The sequence below is a fragment of the Bradyrhizobium sp. AZCC 1588 genome (assembly GCF_036924735.1).
In the GTDB taxonomy this organism is placed as follows: Bacteria; Pseudomonadota; Alphaproteobacteria; order Rhizobiales; family Xanthobacteraceae; genus Bradyrhizobium.
In genome coordinates this window covers 7,281,705-7,296,773 of sequence record NZ_JAZHSC010000001.1, presented here as the reverse complement: position 1 = coordinate 7,296,773, position 15,069 = coordinate 7,281,705, and the positions used below count along the sequence as shown (strand labels likewise).

The 15,069-nt window shown below is 63.6% G+C and carries 13 protein-coding genes; 5 read left to right on the top strand and 8 right to left on the bottom strand.

The window, feature by feature from the left end; genetic code table 11:
• Positions 1-7: 7 nt before the first annotated feature.
• From rsmA to lptF, 6 genes are all read right to left on the bottom strand, one after another.
• Entirely contained in the window at positions 8-865 is an 858-nt protein-coding gene (rsmA, locus tag V1277_RS34255) for a 16S rRNA (adenine(1518)-N(6)/adenine(1519)-N(6))-dimethyltransferase RsmA (protein WP_334420133.1), read from the bottom strand.
• Positions 862-1,866, bottom strand: coding sequence for a 4-hydroxythreonine-4-phosphate dehydrogenase PdxA (gene pdxA / locus V1277_RS34250; protein WP_334420132.1), 1,005 nt, complete (start codon positions 1,864-1,866; stop codon positions 862-864). The genes rsmA and pdxA overlap by 4 nt, the downstream gene beginning before the upstream one ends.
• Positions 1,867-1,869: 3 nt before the next feature.
• Positions 1,870-2,811, bottom strand: coding sequence for a SurA N-terminal domain-containing protein (locus tag V1277_RS34245; RefSeq protein WP_334420131.1), 942 nt, complete (start codon positions 2,809-2,811; stop codon positions 1,870-1,872).
• 72 nt (positions 2,812-2,883) lie between these two features.
• Entirely contained in the window at positions 2,884-5,280 is a 2,397-nt protein-coding gene (locus V1277_RS34240) for an LPS-assembly protein LptD (RefSeq protein WP_334420538.1), read from the bottom strand.
• Positions 5,281-5,378: 98 nt separating this feature from the next.
• Positions 5,379-6,476 (bottom strand): LPS export ABC transporter permease LptG, encoded by a 1,098-nt coding sequence (lptG, locus tag V1277_RS34235; RefSeq protein ID WP_334375806.1) that lies wholly within the window; start codon positions 6,474-6,476, stop codon positions 5,379-5,381.
• Positions 6,473-7,642: an LPS export ABC transporter permease LptF gene (gene lptF, locus V1277_RS34230; protein ID WP_334420130.1), complete on the bottom strand. Its 1,170-nt coding sequence runs from the start codon at positions 7,640-7,642 to the stop codon at positions 6,473-6,475. Before lptF ends, lptG begins: the two co-directional genes overlap by 4 nt.
• Before the next feature lie 349 nt (positions 7,643-7,991).
• Between lptF and V1277_RS34225 the strand changes: the two genes are divergently transcribed.
• The 3 genes from V1277_RS34225 (at position 7,992) to V1277_RS34215 (ending at position 10,621) form a co-directional block, all read left to right on the top strand.
• Entirely contained in the window at positions 7,992-9,494 is a 1,503-nt protein-coding gene (locus V1277_RS34225) for a leucyl aminopeptidase (protein ID WP_334420129.1), read from the top strand.
• Between the two features lie 14 nt (positions 9,495-9,508).
• Entirely contained in the window at positions 9,509-9,961 is a 453-nt protein-coding gene (locus V1277_RS34220; protein WP_334375803.1) for a DNA polymerase III subunit chi, read from the top strand.
• 123 nt (positions 9,962-10,084) lie between these two features.
• Entirely contained in the window at positions 10,085-10,621 is a 537-nt protein-coding gene (locus tag V1277_RS34215) for a hypothetical protein (RefSeq protein WP_334420128.1), read from the top strand.
• A gap of 20 nt (positions 10,622-10,641) precedes the next feature.
• On the opposite strand, the gene V1277_RS34210 is transcribed toward V1277_RS34215, so the two are convergent.
• Both V1277_RS34210 and V1277_RS34205 read right to left on the bottom strand, forming a co-directional pair.
• The gene (locus tag V1277_RS34210; RefSeq protein WP_334420127.1) at positions 10,642-12,504 is read right to left on the bottom strand and encodes an ABC-F family ATP-binding cassette domain-containing protein; all 1,863 of its coding nucleotides are present in this window, start codon (positions 12,502-12,504) and stop codon (positions 10,642-10,644) included.
• A gap of 462 nt (positions 12,505-12,966) precedes the next feature.
• Complete coding sequence (locus V1277_RS34205; protein WP_334420126.1) at positions 12,967-13,242, bottom strand: sulfur globule protein precursor; 276 nt, start codon at positions 13,240-13,242, stop codon at positions 12,967-12,969.
• Between the two features lie 325 nt (positions 13,243-13,567).
• Between V1277_RS34205 and ndk the strand changes: the two genes are divergently transcribed.
• Positions 13,568-13,990, top strand: a complete 423-nt coding sequence (ndk, locus tag V1277_RS34200; protein WP_057846437.1) for a nucleoside-diphosphate kinase — start codon at positions 13,568-13,570, stop codon at positions 13,988-13,990.
• A 63-nt stretch (positions 13,991-14,053) separates the two neighbouring features.
• Positions 14,054-14,890: a TerC family protein gene (locus tag V1277_RS34195; RefSeq protein ID WP_334420125.1), complete on the top strand. Its 837-nt coding sequence runs from the start codon at positions 14,054-14,056 to the stop codon at positions 14,888-14,890.
• Positions 14,891-15,069 lie beyond the last annotated feature (179 nt).

The window sequence follows — 15,069 nt, the reverse complement described above, 5'->3', positions numbered from 1 at the left end:
GGGCGTTTTAAGTTTTTATGCTTCGTATATCGGTCAATTCGCGGGCCATGGCAACAAAGCCGGAGATTGGAATGGTTTCGGCGCGCCTGGTCGCGTCGATATGCGCGGCTTCGGCCAGCCGGGCGGGATCGACCGAGAGCGATTTGAGGCTCTGCCGCAGCATTTTGCGGCGCTGGCCGAAGGCCGCGGCCGCCACCTGTTCGAGGGCGCGGCGGTCACACGGCTCGGGCGCCTCACGCGGCACCAGTCGCACCACCGAGGAGGTCACTTTCGGCTGCGGCACGAACGCGGCGGGGGAAATGTCGAACAGGATTTTGGTCTCCGAGCGCCAGTTGGCGAGCACCGCGAGCCGGCCGTAGGCCTCGTCGTTCTCCTTGGCGACGATCCGCTCGGCGACCTCGCGCTGAAACATCAGCACCATCATGTCGTACCAGGGCGGCCATGGCTCGATCGAGAGCCAGTCCACCAGAAGCGCGGTTGCGATATTGTAGGGCAGGTTGGCGACGATTTTTGCCCGCTCGCCGCCCAGCATCGGGCGGGGATCGAAGCGCTGCGCGTCGGCGTGAACGATCTCCAGCCGGCCAGGATAGCGCTTGGCGATGTAATCGAGCGGCGCCAGCGCGCGCTCGTCGCGCTCGACCGCGATGACGCGTTTGGCGCCGAGCGCCAGCAGCGCGCGCGTCAGGCCGCCGGGGCCGGGACCGACCTCGATGATGGTGGCGCCTTCGAGCGGGCCAGCGGCGCGTGCAATCCGCGCGGTGAGGTTGAGGTCGAGCAGAAAATTCTGGCCGAGCGATTTACGGGCCGACAGGGAATGTTCGCGGATGACCTCGCGCAGCGGCGGCAGATCGTCGATCGCGCTCATGCAGGTTTCGTCGCCGCCATGCGCGCGGCGAGCCGCAACGCCGCGGCGAGACTCGACGGGTTGGCCTTGCCGGTGCCGGCAATGTCGAAGGCGGTGCCGTGGTCCGGCGAAGTGCGGATGAAGGGCAATCCGAGCGTGACGTTGACGGCGTCGTCGAACGCAATGGTCTTGATCGGGATCAGCGCCTGGTCGTGATACATGCAGATCGCGCAGTCATAGGTCTTGCGCGCCGCGGGGTGGAACATGGTGTCCGCCGGCAGCGGGCCCCGGGCATCGATGCCTTCCTTGCGCAGCATTTCGACGGCGGGTGCTACGATGTCGATGTCTTCGCTGCCGAGCGAGCCGTCTTCGCCGGCATGCGGATTGAGGCCCGATATCGCAAGGCGTGGCTGAGCAAGGCCGAAATGCGCTTTCAGATCCGCAACTGCAATCCGGGCTGTCGTGACGATCAGCTCGGCTGAGAGCTGGGCCAGCGCCTCGCGCAGCGAAAGATGGATGGTCACGGGAACGACGGCGAGCGCCGGCGACCACAGCATCATCACCGGCTGCGGCACGCGGCCGCCATCGGCGGCAAGCTCGGCGAGATACTCGGTATGGCCGGGATGGCGGAATCCGGCGCGGTAGAGCACGCTCTTGGCGATCGGGTTGGTGACGACGGCGCCGGCGCGTCCGGCCCTGACGTGGTCGACCGCATGGCGAATCGAGGCAAGCGCCGCGGTCGCGCTGGTCTGGTCGGGCTGTCCGGGGGGCGCGGTCGCGACGTCGCCGGTCGTGACCACGGGCAGGGCCTTCGCAAATGCCGCGCTCGCTTCCTCGGGCACGGCGTCGGCGAGGTCGATCGACAATCCCAGGATTTTCGCGCGCTCGGCGAAGAACGCGCGATCGCCGAGCAGATAGAACGGCGGGAGGTCCAGCTCACCGCGCCGCCGCCACGCTTCAAGGGCGATGTCGGGGCCGATGCCCGCAGGTTCGCCCGATGTCAGCGCGAGGGGCTTTGCCATGCATCAACGATATTCGATCATCGCAGCTTTGCGGATGTCGGCCAGGTAAGCCTTCGACTTTGCCTCGTACTTCTGCGCGTACATCTTTTCCCGGATCTCCCGCTTCTTCGGCGTATCGATCTTGGTCGGCTTGCGGTCGCACAACGCCACCATCTCGACGCCCTGTTTGGTGATTTCGGGCGGGGTCAGGCGACCGACCGGCGTCTTGTCCAGGAGCTCGCGAAGCGGGCCGGGTATGTCGGCCGAAGTCTTGGTGACGATGCCGCGGATCGCGGCATTCTGCATCGACTTGAAGTAGGAGTTGGCCTGCTCGCAACTCTGCACGCGCTCGCGCAAGGACTCTGCCTCCTTGCGCCGCAAGTCGATCGCGCTTTGCGCCGAGCCGCGCGGCACGATCAGCACGATTGGCTGCAGCCTGTATTCGAACGCGTCGGCCTGGGTCGCTTCGCCGCTTTGCTGGGCGGCGTCGGCAACGTCCTTCTCGCCGACCTGGAGGCTCTCCTTGAAACGGCCGCGCACCAGGCTGCCCCAGACCATCTCGGCCTTGAGGCGGGCCTTCAGCGTTTCCGGCCGGACCCCCTGGCTCTCCAGGGACTTGGTCAACTGTTCGGGCGAGATACGCATCCGCTGGCTCATTCCCGCATAGGCCTGATCCATATCGCTTGCGCTAGGATCGACGCCGAACCGCTTGCCCTCCTTGATCTTCACCTTTTCGTCGATCAGTTCCTCGATCACCTCCTTCCGCGGCATCTGCTTCCGCGTGGTCAGGAAGTTGAGCTTGGTGCGCTGCTCGATATCGAGAGTGGTGATGGGCTCACCGTTCACCATCACCGCTACGGACTGCGCTTGCAGCGGTGAAGCGCCGCCGGCCAGCACGGCAAGCGCAACGGCGCCGCCGGCGATCAGGGACCAAAATCGGCGAGGAAAGAACGTAATGGTCGTCATGGTCATATCAGTCGTATCAGCCAATTCGTACCGCGCAGCGCTGTGTACTCTCCGGCAAGGTCGGGCCTCACGCTACTGAATGCCACTGCTGCCAGACGACGAGGACGTATTCGCAATGGTCCGTAGGCCGATCTGCACCATGAAAGCGTGATTGAGCACCGGCGGCGTCGTCCCGGCGGAGTAGGTATAGGACGTGACGTAGTTGGCGGCCAGCACGAAGCAATCGTCCACATAGCCGGCGCCGATGATGTACTGGTTCAGCTTGTTGGCTTCAAGATCCCAGCGAGCGGCTCCCGAAACGACCCAGTTCGACGCCACCTTGATGGATGCGCTGCCGAGCAAGCCTTCGCGCCGGGTCAGGTACCCGAGTTCCGGCTGGGCGGCATAGTTGCCATACATCATGCTGACCGACCAGCGGTCGAACGAGGCGCGTCCTTCGGCTTCGAAGCGGTTGACGTTCGCCGTTGCTTCGTCCATGCGCGAGCGCACGCTGAACGTATAGGTCCGGTTCGGCGAATAGTTGACGCGGGCGACGTAGTCGGAGCGGGTGTTCTGCAGGCCGGAATTCAGCGCCGAGTTGGTCGGGTCCGCCACGGCGAACGAGTTCAGGCCGAACAACTGGTAGGATTGGCCGAACAGCACATTGACGCTGCCGCCGCGATCGAACTGCGTGGTCGCCTGCACGCCGACATTGGCGCGGCCGCCGCCCTCGACGCGGTCGTAGCCGGAGAACTTGTCGATCGCGAACAGGTTGCTGGCGTCGAACACCATGCTCTGCGCGTCTTCGTTCGGCAGCCGGCCGGCGAAGGTCTCGTTCGGACGAGCGATGATCTGCGCAATCGGCTCGATCGTGGTGGTGCCCCAGGGCTGAACGTTGATGAAGGGGTAGCGATATTCGAGGCCGACCGTCGGCATCAGGCGGACCGCCTGCGTGTCGCCCACGGGCAGGAAGTTCGAAACGCCCGGCTGGTTCGAGATCGAGGCGTCGATGGCGTCGGCGCGCATGATCGCAAACGGCGTCCAGATCTGACCGATCGGATCGGTGTACGAGCGCCGCCACTGCGCTTCGGCCGTCAGCCGTGTGTAGGTGCCGGGCATGCCGCGCAGCAGGCACTGCGAGGGAATCCGGGCCAGCGGATCGGCCGATGCGTTGAGGCACAGGCCGTTGGTGTTGGCCAGCGTCGTAATCGGGTCGAACGCCGCGGTCGTGCGCGACAGGCTGGTGAAGTTCGTCTTGTAGCTGACCTCACCGCCGAGGATCGGGTGGTTGATCACGTTGGAATAGTCGACGACCGGATGGATCACCGGGACCTTGTCCTGGTTCCCGGAGAAGGAGAGGTAATGGATCGTGCGCGCATCGAAGAAGCTGCGATTGCCAACACCGGTCAGATAGAGCTGCGAAATCGCTTCCGTCGGCAGGCTCAGGAACGAGCCCAGCGGATCCTTGTATTGGGCCAGCCGGTAGTCAGAGAAGAAGTAGTAGTCCGACAGCAGGACACCGTCCCATCCCCAGACCCATTTGTCGTTGATGGCGAACTGGCCCTTGGTGTCGACGCCGCCGCGGAAGTCACGATCGCCGGGCAGGCCGGCGAACGCGCCGGGATCGAGCTGATTGATGCCGTAGCCGCGGATCTGGTACGAGCCGTTGATCAGGCGCTGGCGGAATTCGCCCTGGAACAGCACGCCTTGCCGCGTCGTGAAGCGCGGACTGAACGTCGCGTCATAGTCCGGCGCGATCGCCCAGTAGAACGGGGTCTCGACGGCGTAGCCATAAGTCGAGTTGTTGCTGTAGGCGGGCATCAGGAAGCCCGTCTTGCGCTTGACGGTCGGATCGGGCGTCGAAAAATACGGCAGATACGCCATCGGCACGCCGAAGAATTCGAGCTGCGCGTTCTCAAAGTACAGCATCTTGTCGGTCTGGTCGTGGATGATGCGCGCACCCTTGACCTGCCACAGCGGCGGCTTCTTCGGATTGTCCTTGCACGGCGCGCAGGCGGTATAGACGCCGTTTTCGAACACGGTGTAATTGCCGGCGGAACGGTCGGCGCGCGTCGCCGCCATGCGCGTATCGTCAGCCGTATCGACGCGCAGCGAATCGACGAAACCGTCACGGTAGTCGTCGCTCAGATCCATAATGTTGGCGTAGGTGACTTTGCCTTCCGCATCCGTCAGGCGGATGTTGCCTTCCGCATGCAGCCGCTTGGTCTTCTGGTCGTAAATGACCTTGTCGGCCTCCACGCTGGTGCCGTTGTAGAACATCTGCACGTTGCCGACCGCCGACACGCGCTGGTTGTTATAGTCGTAATCCACCTCGACGGCTTGCACGAGCATCTTGCCGTCGTTGTTGGTGGGCCGTGGCGGCGGCTTGGGCGGCCGCGGATTATAGGTGAAGCTTTGCGCCGCGGCGGGAGCCGTCAGGGCAAGCTCGATCATGCCGCCGAAAACCAGTCCGGCGAGCAGGGCAAACATAGGTACGCCAACGGCGGCCAAGCGGGCTCGATAGCGGCGCACGGTGGTGCGCCGCCTGAACGCAGGCGACCTCAACTGGCGGGCGGCGACAACGGCCACTACCCGTCCTCCTGGTACAGCAAGGCTAAGAAGCCGGTGAGGCCGCCCACACAGACAGGCAACCACGCCGCAGCGATGGGATGCATCAACTCAGCCTTGCTCAAATCCTCAGTAACTTTCGATAGAACGTAGAGCAGAAACCCTGCGCCCACGCCACTTAAAACCATCTTTTGCACGCCGCCCATCCGGAAGAAGCGAAGGCTGACGGAAGCCGCCAACATCACCATTGCAGCCAGCAAAAATGGCTGTGCGATGAGCTTATGGTACTGCAGACGGTAGCCTGCGGTCGCGAAGCCGGAGCTTTCGGAAGAGCGGATATAGCCGGGCAGTTGCCAAAAAGACACGGTTTCGGGGGTCGAGAAACTGTTGCGAACCTGGGCCGGGGTCAGGGTGGTTGAGAGGTAGTAGGTCTCCTGATCAACCGGAGGTTTATCCAGGGAGTATCGACGTACCGATTTGAAGGCCCAGCGGCCCTCTTCGAGTGAGGCTTCGCGCGCCTCGATTCGCTCCTTGAACTGGAGATCTGTATCGAACCGGAACACGGTCAGCCCCGTCAGCCGGACACCCTGCTGCTCGCTGCGCGCCGCATTGATGATCGACTGGCCGTCGCTGTTGATCTGGTTGAGCCAGAAGCCGGATGCATCCTGAATGCCGCCGCCGGGCGCCGAGCCGAACAGTTCGGCCTCCATCCGCTTGGACAGTTCGCGCAGGTTCGCCGACATCGGGTTGTAGGCAACCGTTGCCAGGGTGCCGAGGATGATCGAGCTTGCCAGTGCCGGTGAAATGAACTGCCAGGCGGATACGCCGGCCGCGCGTGCCACCACCAGCTCAAGCCGCCGCGATAGCGCGAGATAGCAGGTCATCGCGCCGATCAAGACGCAGAACGGCATCAGCTTTTCGAGCAGTTGCGGCACCCGGTACAGCGACGTCTGCGCCACCGTGATCGCCGATGCCGATACCAGCCCGGAGGTCTTGCGGACCATTTCGATGTAGTCGACCAGCACGAGCAGCACGAAAATGCTCGCAAACACGCCCACCGCCGAGATCAGGAAGCGGCCGGCAAAGTATCGCCCGAGCGTGTTGGTCATCATGCTCATGCGGTGGCGGGCCGTCCAAAGAGCCGAGCGAGGCGTGCGTTCGACCTGTTGATGGCCTCCATCAGCGCGGCCGGCGGCTCCACCACGATGCCGCCGATGATCATCCACAGCCCGACGCCGATCGCGCCGAACAGCATCGAATACTGCACGAGAGCCATGCTTGGTGTTTTCACCGTCATTACCGAGCAGGCGAATCCCGCCATGCGCAGGCCAAACACCGCCAGGATCGACCCGCCGATCGAAAAATTGCGGCTTTGGCGCGTGGTGCGCGGCGTGCCGAGGAAGGCAAACGTCAGCACTGCGAAGGCGAAGGGATAGACCGGCGCCAGGAAGCGGTCATGCAGCTCGGCGTGAAACTGCCCGGAAAGCTGCTTGAAAACCGGATCGTCCCCCGAGGGCGAGATCAGCTCCCAAAGATAGCGTTCGCGAATCCCCAGTGCGACGTCGCGGCCGCGATTGGAGAATTTCGACATGTCGAAAGCGTAACGAACGAACGCCACAAAGGCCGGATCGCGCTTTCCCGTCTCGAAACGTTCGAGATTGCCGTCTTCGAGCACCAGATAGGAGCCGTTCTCGTTCTTCAGTACCGTGCCGTGGTCGGCGATGATGGTGACACGCTCCTTGGGATCGCGGCGGTCGTCGACGAAAATGCCGGCGAGCACGCCGCCCGGCTGGCGCTCGCGGATCCGAATCGTCAGGTTCTGGTCGAGCTGGGCGAAGCGGCCGGGCTGCAGGATATTGGTCAGCACGTCGGCCGTGATTTCGGCATCCCATTGCTTGATCCGGCGCATGCCGTCGGGCGCGAGATAGGAGCCGATGAAGGCAACCATCAGCGCCACCACGCAGGTGGCATAGAAAAATGGGCGGAACAGCCGGAAAGGCGAGAAGCCGGCGGCGTTCATCACGATGATTTCAGAATCGGTGGCGAGCTTGTTCAGCGTGTGGGAGATCGCGATCATCAACGCGATCGGGGCGATGATCAAAACCAGCGCCGGAATCACCAGGCTGGTGATGCCGAGAAAGGTGATGATGGTCTGGCCCTGGCTGGTCATCAGGTCGATGCCGCGCAACGCCTGCGTAATCCAGATCACGCCGGTGAGGCTGACCAGGACCAGCGCAAACGACGCGAGCGTCGTGCGGAAAATGTACCTGTCGATCGACCCCATCGTTACCGCACGATCCCACCCTTGCACGCCCAAAGGGCAGCTTCCGACCAATCCCTGTTTGAGGGTTCCCCATTGGTCGGGCCGCCAATCGTCAGCCGTCTACATTCTCACTACCATCCCTTTGATCCGTCAACAAAATGGCCGGGCCGTGGCGTCCCCTCGACACGGTTATTAATTCGCCTCATGTGGCGTTCCAGCCACTGCGGCGCTTGGCAGTGGCGCGGCAGACAGGCCATAGTGCCGAAAACATCAGGTCCCGAGCGATTTGGGCCGTTACCGAAGAGAACATTCCATAATGCGGACCGATTCTGGCCGCGCAAGACAGCCCTGAATTCTGGAGGATTTACCTATGACCGACGCCGTCAAGGTCGGCTTTGTCGCTTTTTCCACTGCCCCCCGCGCCGTTCTCGTGGTGTTTTGCGACGAGGCATTGAAGTTCGGCGAGGCGACGCGGAAGGCGCTGGGGAAGGCTGCCGATACGGTCAAGCGGGCGGCGGCGGCCAATCAGTTCAAGGGCAAGAGCGGATCGACGCTCGACATCCCGGCGCCGGATGGAATCAAGGCAGAGCGCCTGATCGTCGTTGGTGTCGGCAAGCCGGCCGATATCAAGGAGAAGGATTTTCTCAAGTTCGGCGGGGTGACGGCGGGCAGGCTCAACACCGCCAGCACAGCGGTCACCGTGATCGCCGAACTGCCTGAGGGGGCGATGCAGCCCGATTCGGCCGCCGCGATCGCGTCGGGCATCCGGCTGCGCGCGTATAAGTTCGACCGCTACAAGACCAAGAAGAAGGACGGCGAGAACGGCGCGCTTCGCGCCGACGTTTCGATTGCCGTTGACGATGTCGCCGCCGCGCGAAAGGCGCTCGCGATCGCGTCCCATGTCGTCGACGGCGTGATCATTGCGCGCGAACTCGTCAACGAACCGCCGAACGTACTCTACCCCGTGGAATTCGCGCGCCGTGCGAGCCAGCTCAAGAAGCTCGGCGTCGATGTCGAGGTGCTCGACGTCAAGGCGATGAAGAAGCTCGGCATGGGCGCCTTGCTCGGCGTCGCACAGGGCTCGACCCAGCCCGGCCGCACCGTGATCATGCGCTGGAACGGCGGCAAGAAGGGCGATCAGCCCGTTGCTTTCGTCGGCAAGGGCGTCTGCTTCGATACCGGCGGCATCTCCATCAAGGGCGCCGCCAGCATGGAGGACATGAAGGGCGACATGGGAGGCGCGGCCTGCGTGGTCGGGCTGATGCATGCGCTCGCGGCACGCAAAGCGAAGGTCAACGCGGTCGGCGCCATCGGCCTGGTCGAGAACATGCCCGACGGCAACGCCCAACGCCCCGGCGATATCGTCACCTCGATGTCAGGGCAGACCATCGAAATCATCAACACTGATGCCGAAGGCCGGCTCGTATTGGCCGACGTGCTCTGGCACGTGGCGAAGAAGTTCAAACCCAAATTCATGGTCGATCTCGCAACGCTCACCGGCGCGATCATGGTCGCGCTCGGAACCGAGTATTCCGGCATGTTCTCCAACAATGACGAACTGGCGGAACGGCTGAGCAAGATCGGAAATGAAACCGGCGAGCGCGTCTGGCGCATGCCGCTTGGTCCTGAATACGACAAGCTGATCGATTCGCAGTTTGCCGACATGAAGAATACCGGCGGGCGCCACGGCGGCTCGATCACCGCCGCACAGTTCCTGCAGCGATTCGTCGACAACACGCCGTGGGCGCATCTCGACGTCGCGGGAACCGCGATGGGCGCGCCGAAAACCGACATCAACCACAGTTGGGGATCCGGCTACGGCGTTCGCCTGCTGGACCGGCTGGTCGCGGAATATTACGAAGCCACGAAATAGTTCGGTTGCAGGCGATGACGGAAGTCCTGTTCTACCATTTGCAGGCCATGTCGCTCGAAAGCGTATTGCCGCCGCTGTTGGAAAAATCGCTCGAGCGAGGCTGGCGCGTGGTCGTGCAATCGACATCGCCGGAGCGCACCGAGGCGCTCGATGCGCATTTGTGGACCTACAGCGACGATTCGTTCCTGCCGCACGCCACATGGCGCGCCGGCGATGCCCACGACCAGCCCATCATTCTCTCGATCGAGGAGAACAATCCGAACGGGGCCAATGTCAGGTTCCTGATCGACAACGCGGCGTTGCCGGCCGACTGCGACAGCTACGAGCGGGTGGTGCTGGTCTTCAACGGCGACGATGCCGATGCGCTAACGGCTGCGCGCGGGGCCTGGGCGGATTGCAAGGCGCGGGGATTCGAGGTGACCTACTGGCAGGCCGACGAGCGGGGCCGGTGGCAGCGGCGGCAATAGCGATCCACAGGAATTAATGATAATCAGCGGTTTCTGCGCCGGACCTTGCGGGCAGCCATGGTCGTGCCGCAAAGTGATGGTCGGACAAATGGTTACAGTAAGGGTGGGGGCCTGGGGTTTAGCGTGCGACGCGGAACAATCGATCGAAAGCCACTGCTGACGTTGTTGCTGCTCGGACCTGCGCTTGCGGGCTGCTCGGGTGGAGCAGACCTGCTGTCGAAGGATGCGGACTGGTTTTCGCGCTCCGGACGCGTGTTCATCCGTAATGTCTCGATCGAAACGCCTCCGCTCACCCCGACCAAAGCGGTGACGCCGGATGAACTCGTCAGTGCCGACGGCGCTTGTCCCGGAATGGCAGCGCCGGGCACCGACGCCAATGCGCTGGCGAATGGCGCTGCAGGCGGCCCGCCTCCATCGACGACGGGAACGGTGGCGCTGGGCCATACCGAATGCGACGTCGTGCGCGGCATCGGTGCGCCCGACAATGTCGGCCTTTCCAACAACCCGCGCGGCGATCGCGTGGCGGTCGTCAGCTATTCGCGCGGCCAGCGGGCCGGCATCTACACCTTCACCGCCGGACGCCTGACGTCGATCGAGCGTGCACCGGAGCCGGCGGCGCCGGCAAAGGGCGCCAAGCCGAAGAAGAAGCCGGCGGCGTAAGCCCGCGACAAAAGCTGTTTTCAGCCCGTCGCTTCGTCAAATTGCGAACTGGCCTCCAGCCAGTCTTCCTCGGCGCGGCGCAGCGCGCTTTCGGCGCCGGCGCGCGCCTTGCTGAGCTGGGCGGCCTGCTTGGGATCGCGCGTGAACAGATCCGGCAAGGCAAGCGCAGTGTCGATCTTGGCGATGATGCCGCTGATGCGCTCGATTTCGGCCTCGGCTTCGACGATCCGCTGCTTCAGCGGCGTTCGCCTTTCGCTCCTGGCGCGCTCGGGCTTCACGCTTTCCCTGACACGCTCGCTGCCGCGCTCGCGCTTATCCCCGATCGACAATACCATTCGCCTGTAATCGTCGAGGTCGCCGTCGTAGGTCGTTACCGTCTTGTTGGCGACGACCCACAATTGATCGGCGCAGGCTTCGATCAAGTAGCGGTCGTGCGAGACCATGATGACGGCGCCGGGGAAATCGTTGATCGCTTCGGCCAGCGCCGCGCGGCTGTCGATGTCGAGGTGGTTGGTCGGCTCGTCGAGGATGATCATATTCGGGCCGAAGAAGGTGGCGAGCCCGAGCAGCAGCCGCGCCTTCTCGCCGCCTGACAGGCTCTTTACCAGGGTATCGCCGGCCTTTCCGGAAAATCCGATCGCGCCGGTGCGCCCGCGCACCTTGGTTTCCGGCGCATCGAGCATCAGCCTGCGGACATGGTCGTAGGGCGAGGCATCGAGGTTGAGCTCGTCGACCTGATGCTGCGCGAAATAGCCGACCGAGAGCTTTTCCGCCCGTGTGATCCGGCCCGAGAAAGGTTGCAGCTTGTTTGCCAACAGCTTGACCAGCGTCGACTTGCCGTTGCCGTTGGAGCCGAGCAGGGCGATGCGGTCGTCGGTGTCGACGCGCAGCGTGACGCGGTTGAGCACCGGCTTTTTCGCGTCGTAGCCGACCGAGACGTCGTCGACGGCGATGATCGGCGGCGACAGCATCTTCTCCGGCGTCGGGAAGGTGATTTCACGCACATCCTGGGTCACCAGCGCGGTAACCGGCTTCATCCGTTCCAGCATCTTGACGCGGGATTGCGCCTGTCGGGCTTTCGAGGCTTTTGCCTTGAAGCGATCGACGAAGGCCTGCAGCCGCTTGCGCTCGTCGGCCTGGCGCTTGGCGTGCTTGGCGTCCAGCATCTCGCGCATGGCGCGCTGTTCCTCGAAGGAGGAGTAGGTCCCCTTGTAGAGGGTCAGCTTGCCGCGATCGAGGTGCAGGATCTGGTCGACCGAAGTGTCGAGCAGGTCACGGTCGTGGCTGATGACGATGACGGTGCGTGGATAGTTCGCAAGATGGTCTTCCAGCCACAGCGTGCCTTCGAGGTCGAGATAGTTGGTCGGTTCGTCCAGCAGCAGCAAATCCGGCGCCGAGAACAGCGTCGCCGCCAGCGCCACCCGCATGCGCCAGCCCCCGGAGAATTCCGAGCACGGCCGCGCCTGATCCGCGGCGGAAAATCCGAGGCCGCTAAGGATTGCCGCGGCGCGCGCCGGCGCGGAGTGCGCGTCGATGTCGACCAGCCGGGTCTGGATTTCGGCGATGCGGTGCGGATCGGTGGCAGTTTCGGCCTCACGGAGCAGCGCATCGCGCTCCAGATCGGCCTTCAGTACGACATTGATGAGACTCTCCGGGCCGTCCGGCGCCTCCTGCGCCAGGCTGCCGACGCGCCAGCGCGGCGGTAGCGTAATGCTGCCGGACTCGGTCGGCAGGTCGCCCCGGATCGCATGAAACAGCGTCGATTTGCCGACGCCGTTGCGTCCGACAAAACCGACGCGAGCACCCGGCACGATCTGCACCGTGCTGTCGTCGATCAGGAGGCGCCCGGCAATCCGGATCGAAATATCTGTGATGGAAAGCATGCGGCGTTGTCACCGGAGCCGGTGCCAAACGCAACTCATTTATCGGTAAGATCAGCTACCCATCGGCCCTCAATGCAACTCGTTGTCGCGGCGGCGCAACTCGTTGACGAGTTCTCGTAGACGCGGTGGGAGTTCAGTTTCGGGGCGCAAGTTTTGCTGAAGCCGTTCGCCGATGGCGTCGCAGATCCATACGCACGTCTTGTGATCGAGTTGTTCGAAATCTCTAATGATTCGGCCATCCATCGGCGGTCTCTTCGCGAGTTCCACCTCGCGGCGTTCGCAAGGCTTGAGTGATAACAATGATGATAGATCAAGTCACAACCGCGAAATTTGTTTCCCGTGCAGAGCCCCATGCGTTCGCGTGCAAGTGGTCTGGTCGAATCACCACTGGCTGTTCGCTTCCGCACAAAAAAGCCCCGGCGCGGCGGCCGGGGCGTCAGTCAGGGAGAAGCTCAAATCAGCTCAGTAGCAGCGGTTCACCAACCGCCAGCGCGGGCCCCATGGGGTCGGAACCAGACGCCGCACGTAACAGCCGCCATAGCCACCGAAATAGGCCGGGCCGCCGATGACGACGCGCGGGCCCCAGCCCCAGCCGTGATGGCGATGATGCCAGCCGTGATGGTGATGATGATGGTGCCAGCCGTGACGCCAGCCGCCGGCCGAGGCCGATGTCGGCGCCAGCGCAGCCGCGCCCAGCGAAGCCGCTGCCACTGCAACGAGCGAGAGTTTGCGTAACATGATCGTCTCCTCAAGGTTCAGGCGCGAAAATGCGCGCCATCGGTGAGATCGCCTCCCGTAACGCCCCGGGCCGCGGATGCGCGCCCGGTGTCCGATCGTCCGGAAAGTCTACGGCCGCGAAGCTGAATGGCGGCGTGACGGAGGTTACAGAGTGGGTTCACCTCCCTGAAATTGCGGCAATGTTCGCCCCTACGGAGTGACGTGCCGCACGAAAAGGCGGCCAAAATGGCGGGCAGGCGCGTCACCGGGTCGCTTGCCGTCGCGAGGTGGCGCCGATATAAGCCCCCGCAACTCTCCAATCAGCGTGCTTTGAAGGACGTAAACAATGGCGATTGAACGCACTTTCTCGATCATCAAGCCGGACGCGACCGCGCGTAATCTGACCGGCGCCGTCAACGCGTTGATCGAGAAGGCCGGCTTGCGGATCGTCGCCCAGAAGCGCATTCGCATGACCCGCGAACAGGCGGAAACCTTCTATGCCGTTCACAAGGCGCGTCCATTCTTCGGCGAACTGGTCGACTTCATGACCTCCGGCCCGGTCGTCGTGCAGGTGCTGGAAGGCGAGGGCGCTATCGCCAAATACCGCGACGTCATGGGGGCCACCGATCCGTCGAAGGCGGCGGAAGGTACGATCCGCAAGGTCCATGCGAAGTCGATCGGCGAGAACTCGGTGCATGGTTCGGACGCGCCGGAGACCGCCGCGATCGAAATCGCGCAGTTCTTTTCCGGTAACGAAATCGTCGGCTAATCGATTGGAAGAGCGGCCGTGGTAGCCGCGCGCAACGGCTGAAGAGGCCTGGGGGGAAACGCTGTGAACTGGCTCTTGCAAATCTTCGATCCTGCGACGATTTCTGCGTTCTTCACCCAATTCCACGCCGAGATGCAGACGCCGGCCTTCTGGGTCGCGCTCGGCAAGATCATGTGGATCAACATCCTGCTGTCGGGTGACAACGCGCTTGTCATCGCGATGGCCTGCCGCAGCTTGCCGCCGCGCCAGAAGTTCTGGGGCATGATCCTTGGCGCCGGCGTTGCCGTGCTGCTGCGCATCATCTTCACCGGCATCGTCGTGACGCTGATGGGGCTGCCATTCCTCAAGCTGGTTGGCGGCCTGGCGCTGCTCTTCATCGCGGCAAAGCTTCTGGTGCCTGAACACGAGGATGAGGGCGACGTCGACGCGGCTGCGCACCTATGGGCAGCGGTGCAGATCGTGGCGATCGCCGACATCGTCATGAGTCTCGACAACGTCATCGCGGTTGCCGCGGCCGCCAATGGCAGCATCCCGCTGCTCGTCATCGGCCTTGCCATCAGCGTTCCCCTGATCGTCGCGGGCGCTGCGCTGATCATGGCGTTGCTGACGCGTCTTCCCGCGCTGGTGTGGGCCGGCGCAGGCTTGCTGGGCTGGGTCGCGGGCGAGGTGATGGCGACAGACCCGGCGCTGCAACCGTCTCTGCACGCATTCTTCAACGGCCCGGTCGGCGTCGGCCTCGATGGGGTCCTCAAATCGATCGGCATGGCGCCGCAGTTCGCCAATGGCGGCCATGGCGGCGAGGTGATCCTTGGACTCATCGGCATCGCCGTGGTGCTTTTGGTGGGCTCGGTCTGGCGCAAGCGCAGGCTGCAGGGCGCGGAGCACTCGGCGACTGCGTAAAGCAAGACCTGCGATCTCGCGGCATGGATGGCGAGGTCGGCACGGTCATTGTATCAGATGAGAACAGAAGGCTGCCGGGTGCACGGTGCACCCGCAGCCCGTAAGCAGGCGGTCGTCATTGTGGTCGCGCCGGAGCGCGCGGCATTTCCACGCAATGGTCCTGACGGATTGCCTTGATT

Bases quoted from the DNA above. Each gene is read 5' to 3' on its own strand.
- V1277_RS34240 (WP_334420538.1), bottom strand. From the start codon at position 5,280: ATGTTTGCCCTGCTCGCCGGACTGGTTTTCGGCGGCATGATCGAGCTT.
- V1277_RS34225 (WP_334420129.1), top strand. From the start codon at position 7,992: ATGACCGACGCCGTCAAGGTCGGCTTTGTCGCTTTTTCCACTGCCCCC.
- V1277_RS34220 (WP_334375803.1), top strand. From the start codon at position 9,509: ATGACGGAAGTCCTGTTCTACCATTTGCAGGCCATGTCGCTCGAAAGC.
- rsmA (WP_334420133.1), bottom strand. From the start codon at position 865: ATGAGCGCGATCGACGATCTGCCGCCGCTGCGCGAGGTCATCCGCGAA.
- V1277_RS34245 (WP_334420131.1), bottom strand. From the start codon at position 2,811: ATGACGACCATTACGTTCTTTCCTCGCCGATTTTGGTCCCTGATCGCC.
- lptF (WP_334420130.1), bottom strand. From the start codon at position 7,642: ATGGGGTCGATCGACAGGTACATTTTCCGCACGACGCTCGCGTCGTTT.
- pdxA (WP_334420132.1), bottom strand. From the start codon at position 1,866: ATGGCAAAGCCCCTCGCGCTGACATCGGGCGAACCTGCGGGCATCGGC.
- lptG (WP_334375806.1), bottom strand. From the start codon at position 6,476: ATGAGCATGATGACCAACACGCTCGGGCGATACTTTGCCGGCCGCTTC.
- V1277_RS34210 (WP_334420127.1), bottom strand. From the start codon at position 12,504: ATGCTTTCCATCACAGATATTTCGATCCGGATTGCCGGGCGCCTCCTG.
- ndk (WP_057846437.1), top strand. From the start codon at position 13,568: ATGGCGATTGAACGCACTTTCTCGATCATCAAGCCGGACGCGACCGCG.
- V1277_RS34205 (WP_334420126.1), bottom strand. From the start codon at position 13,242: ATGTTACGCAAACTCTCGCTCGTTGCAGTGGCAGCGGCTTCGCTGGGC.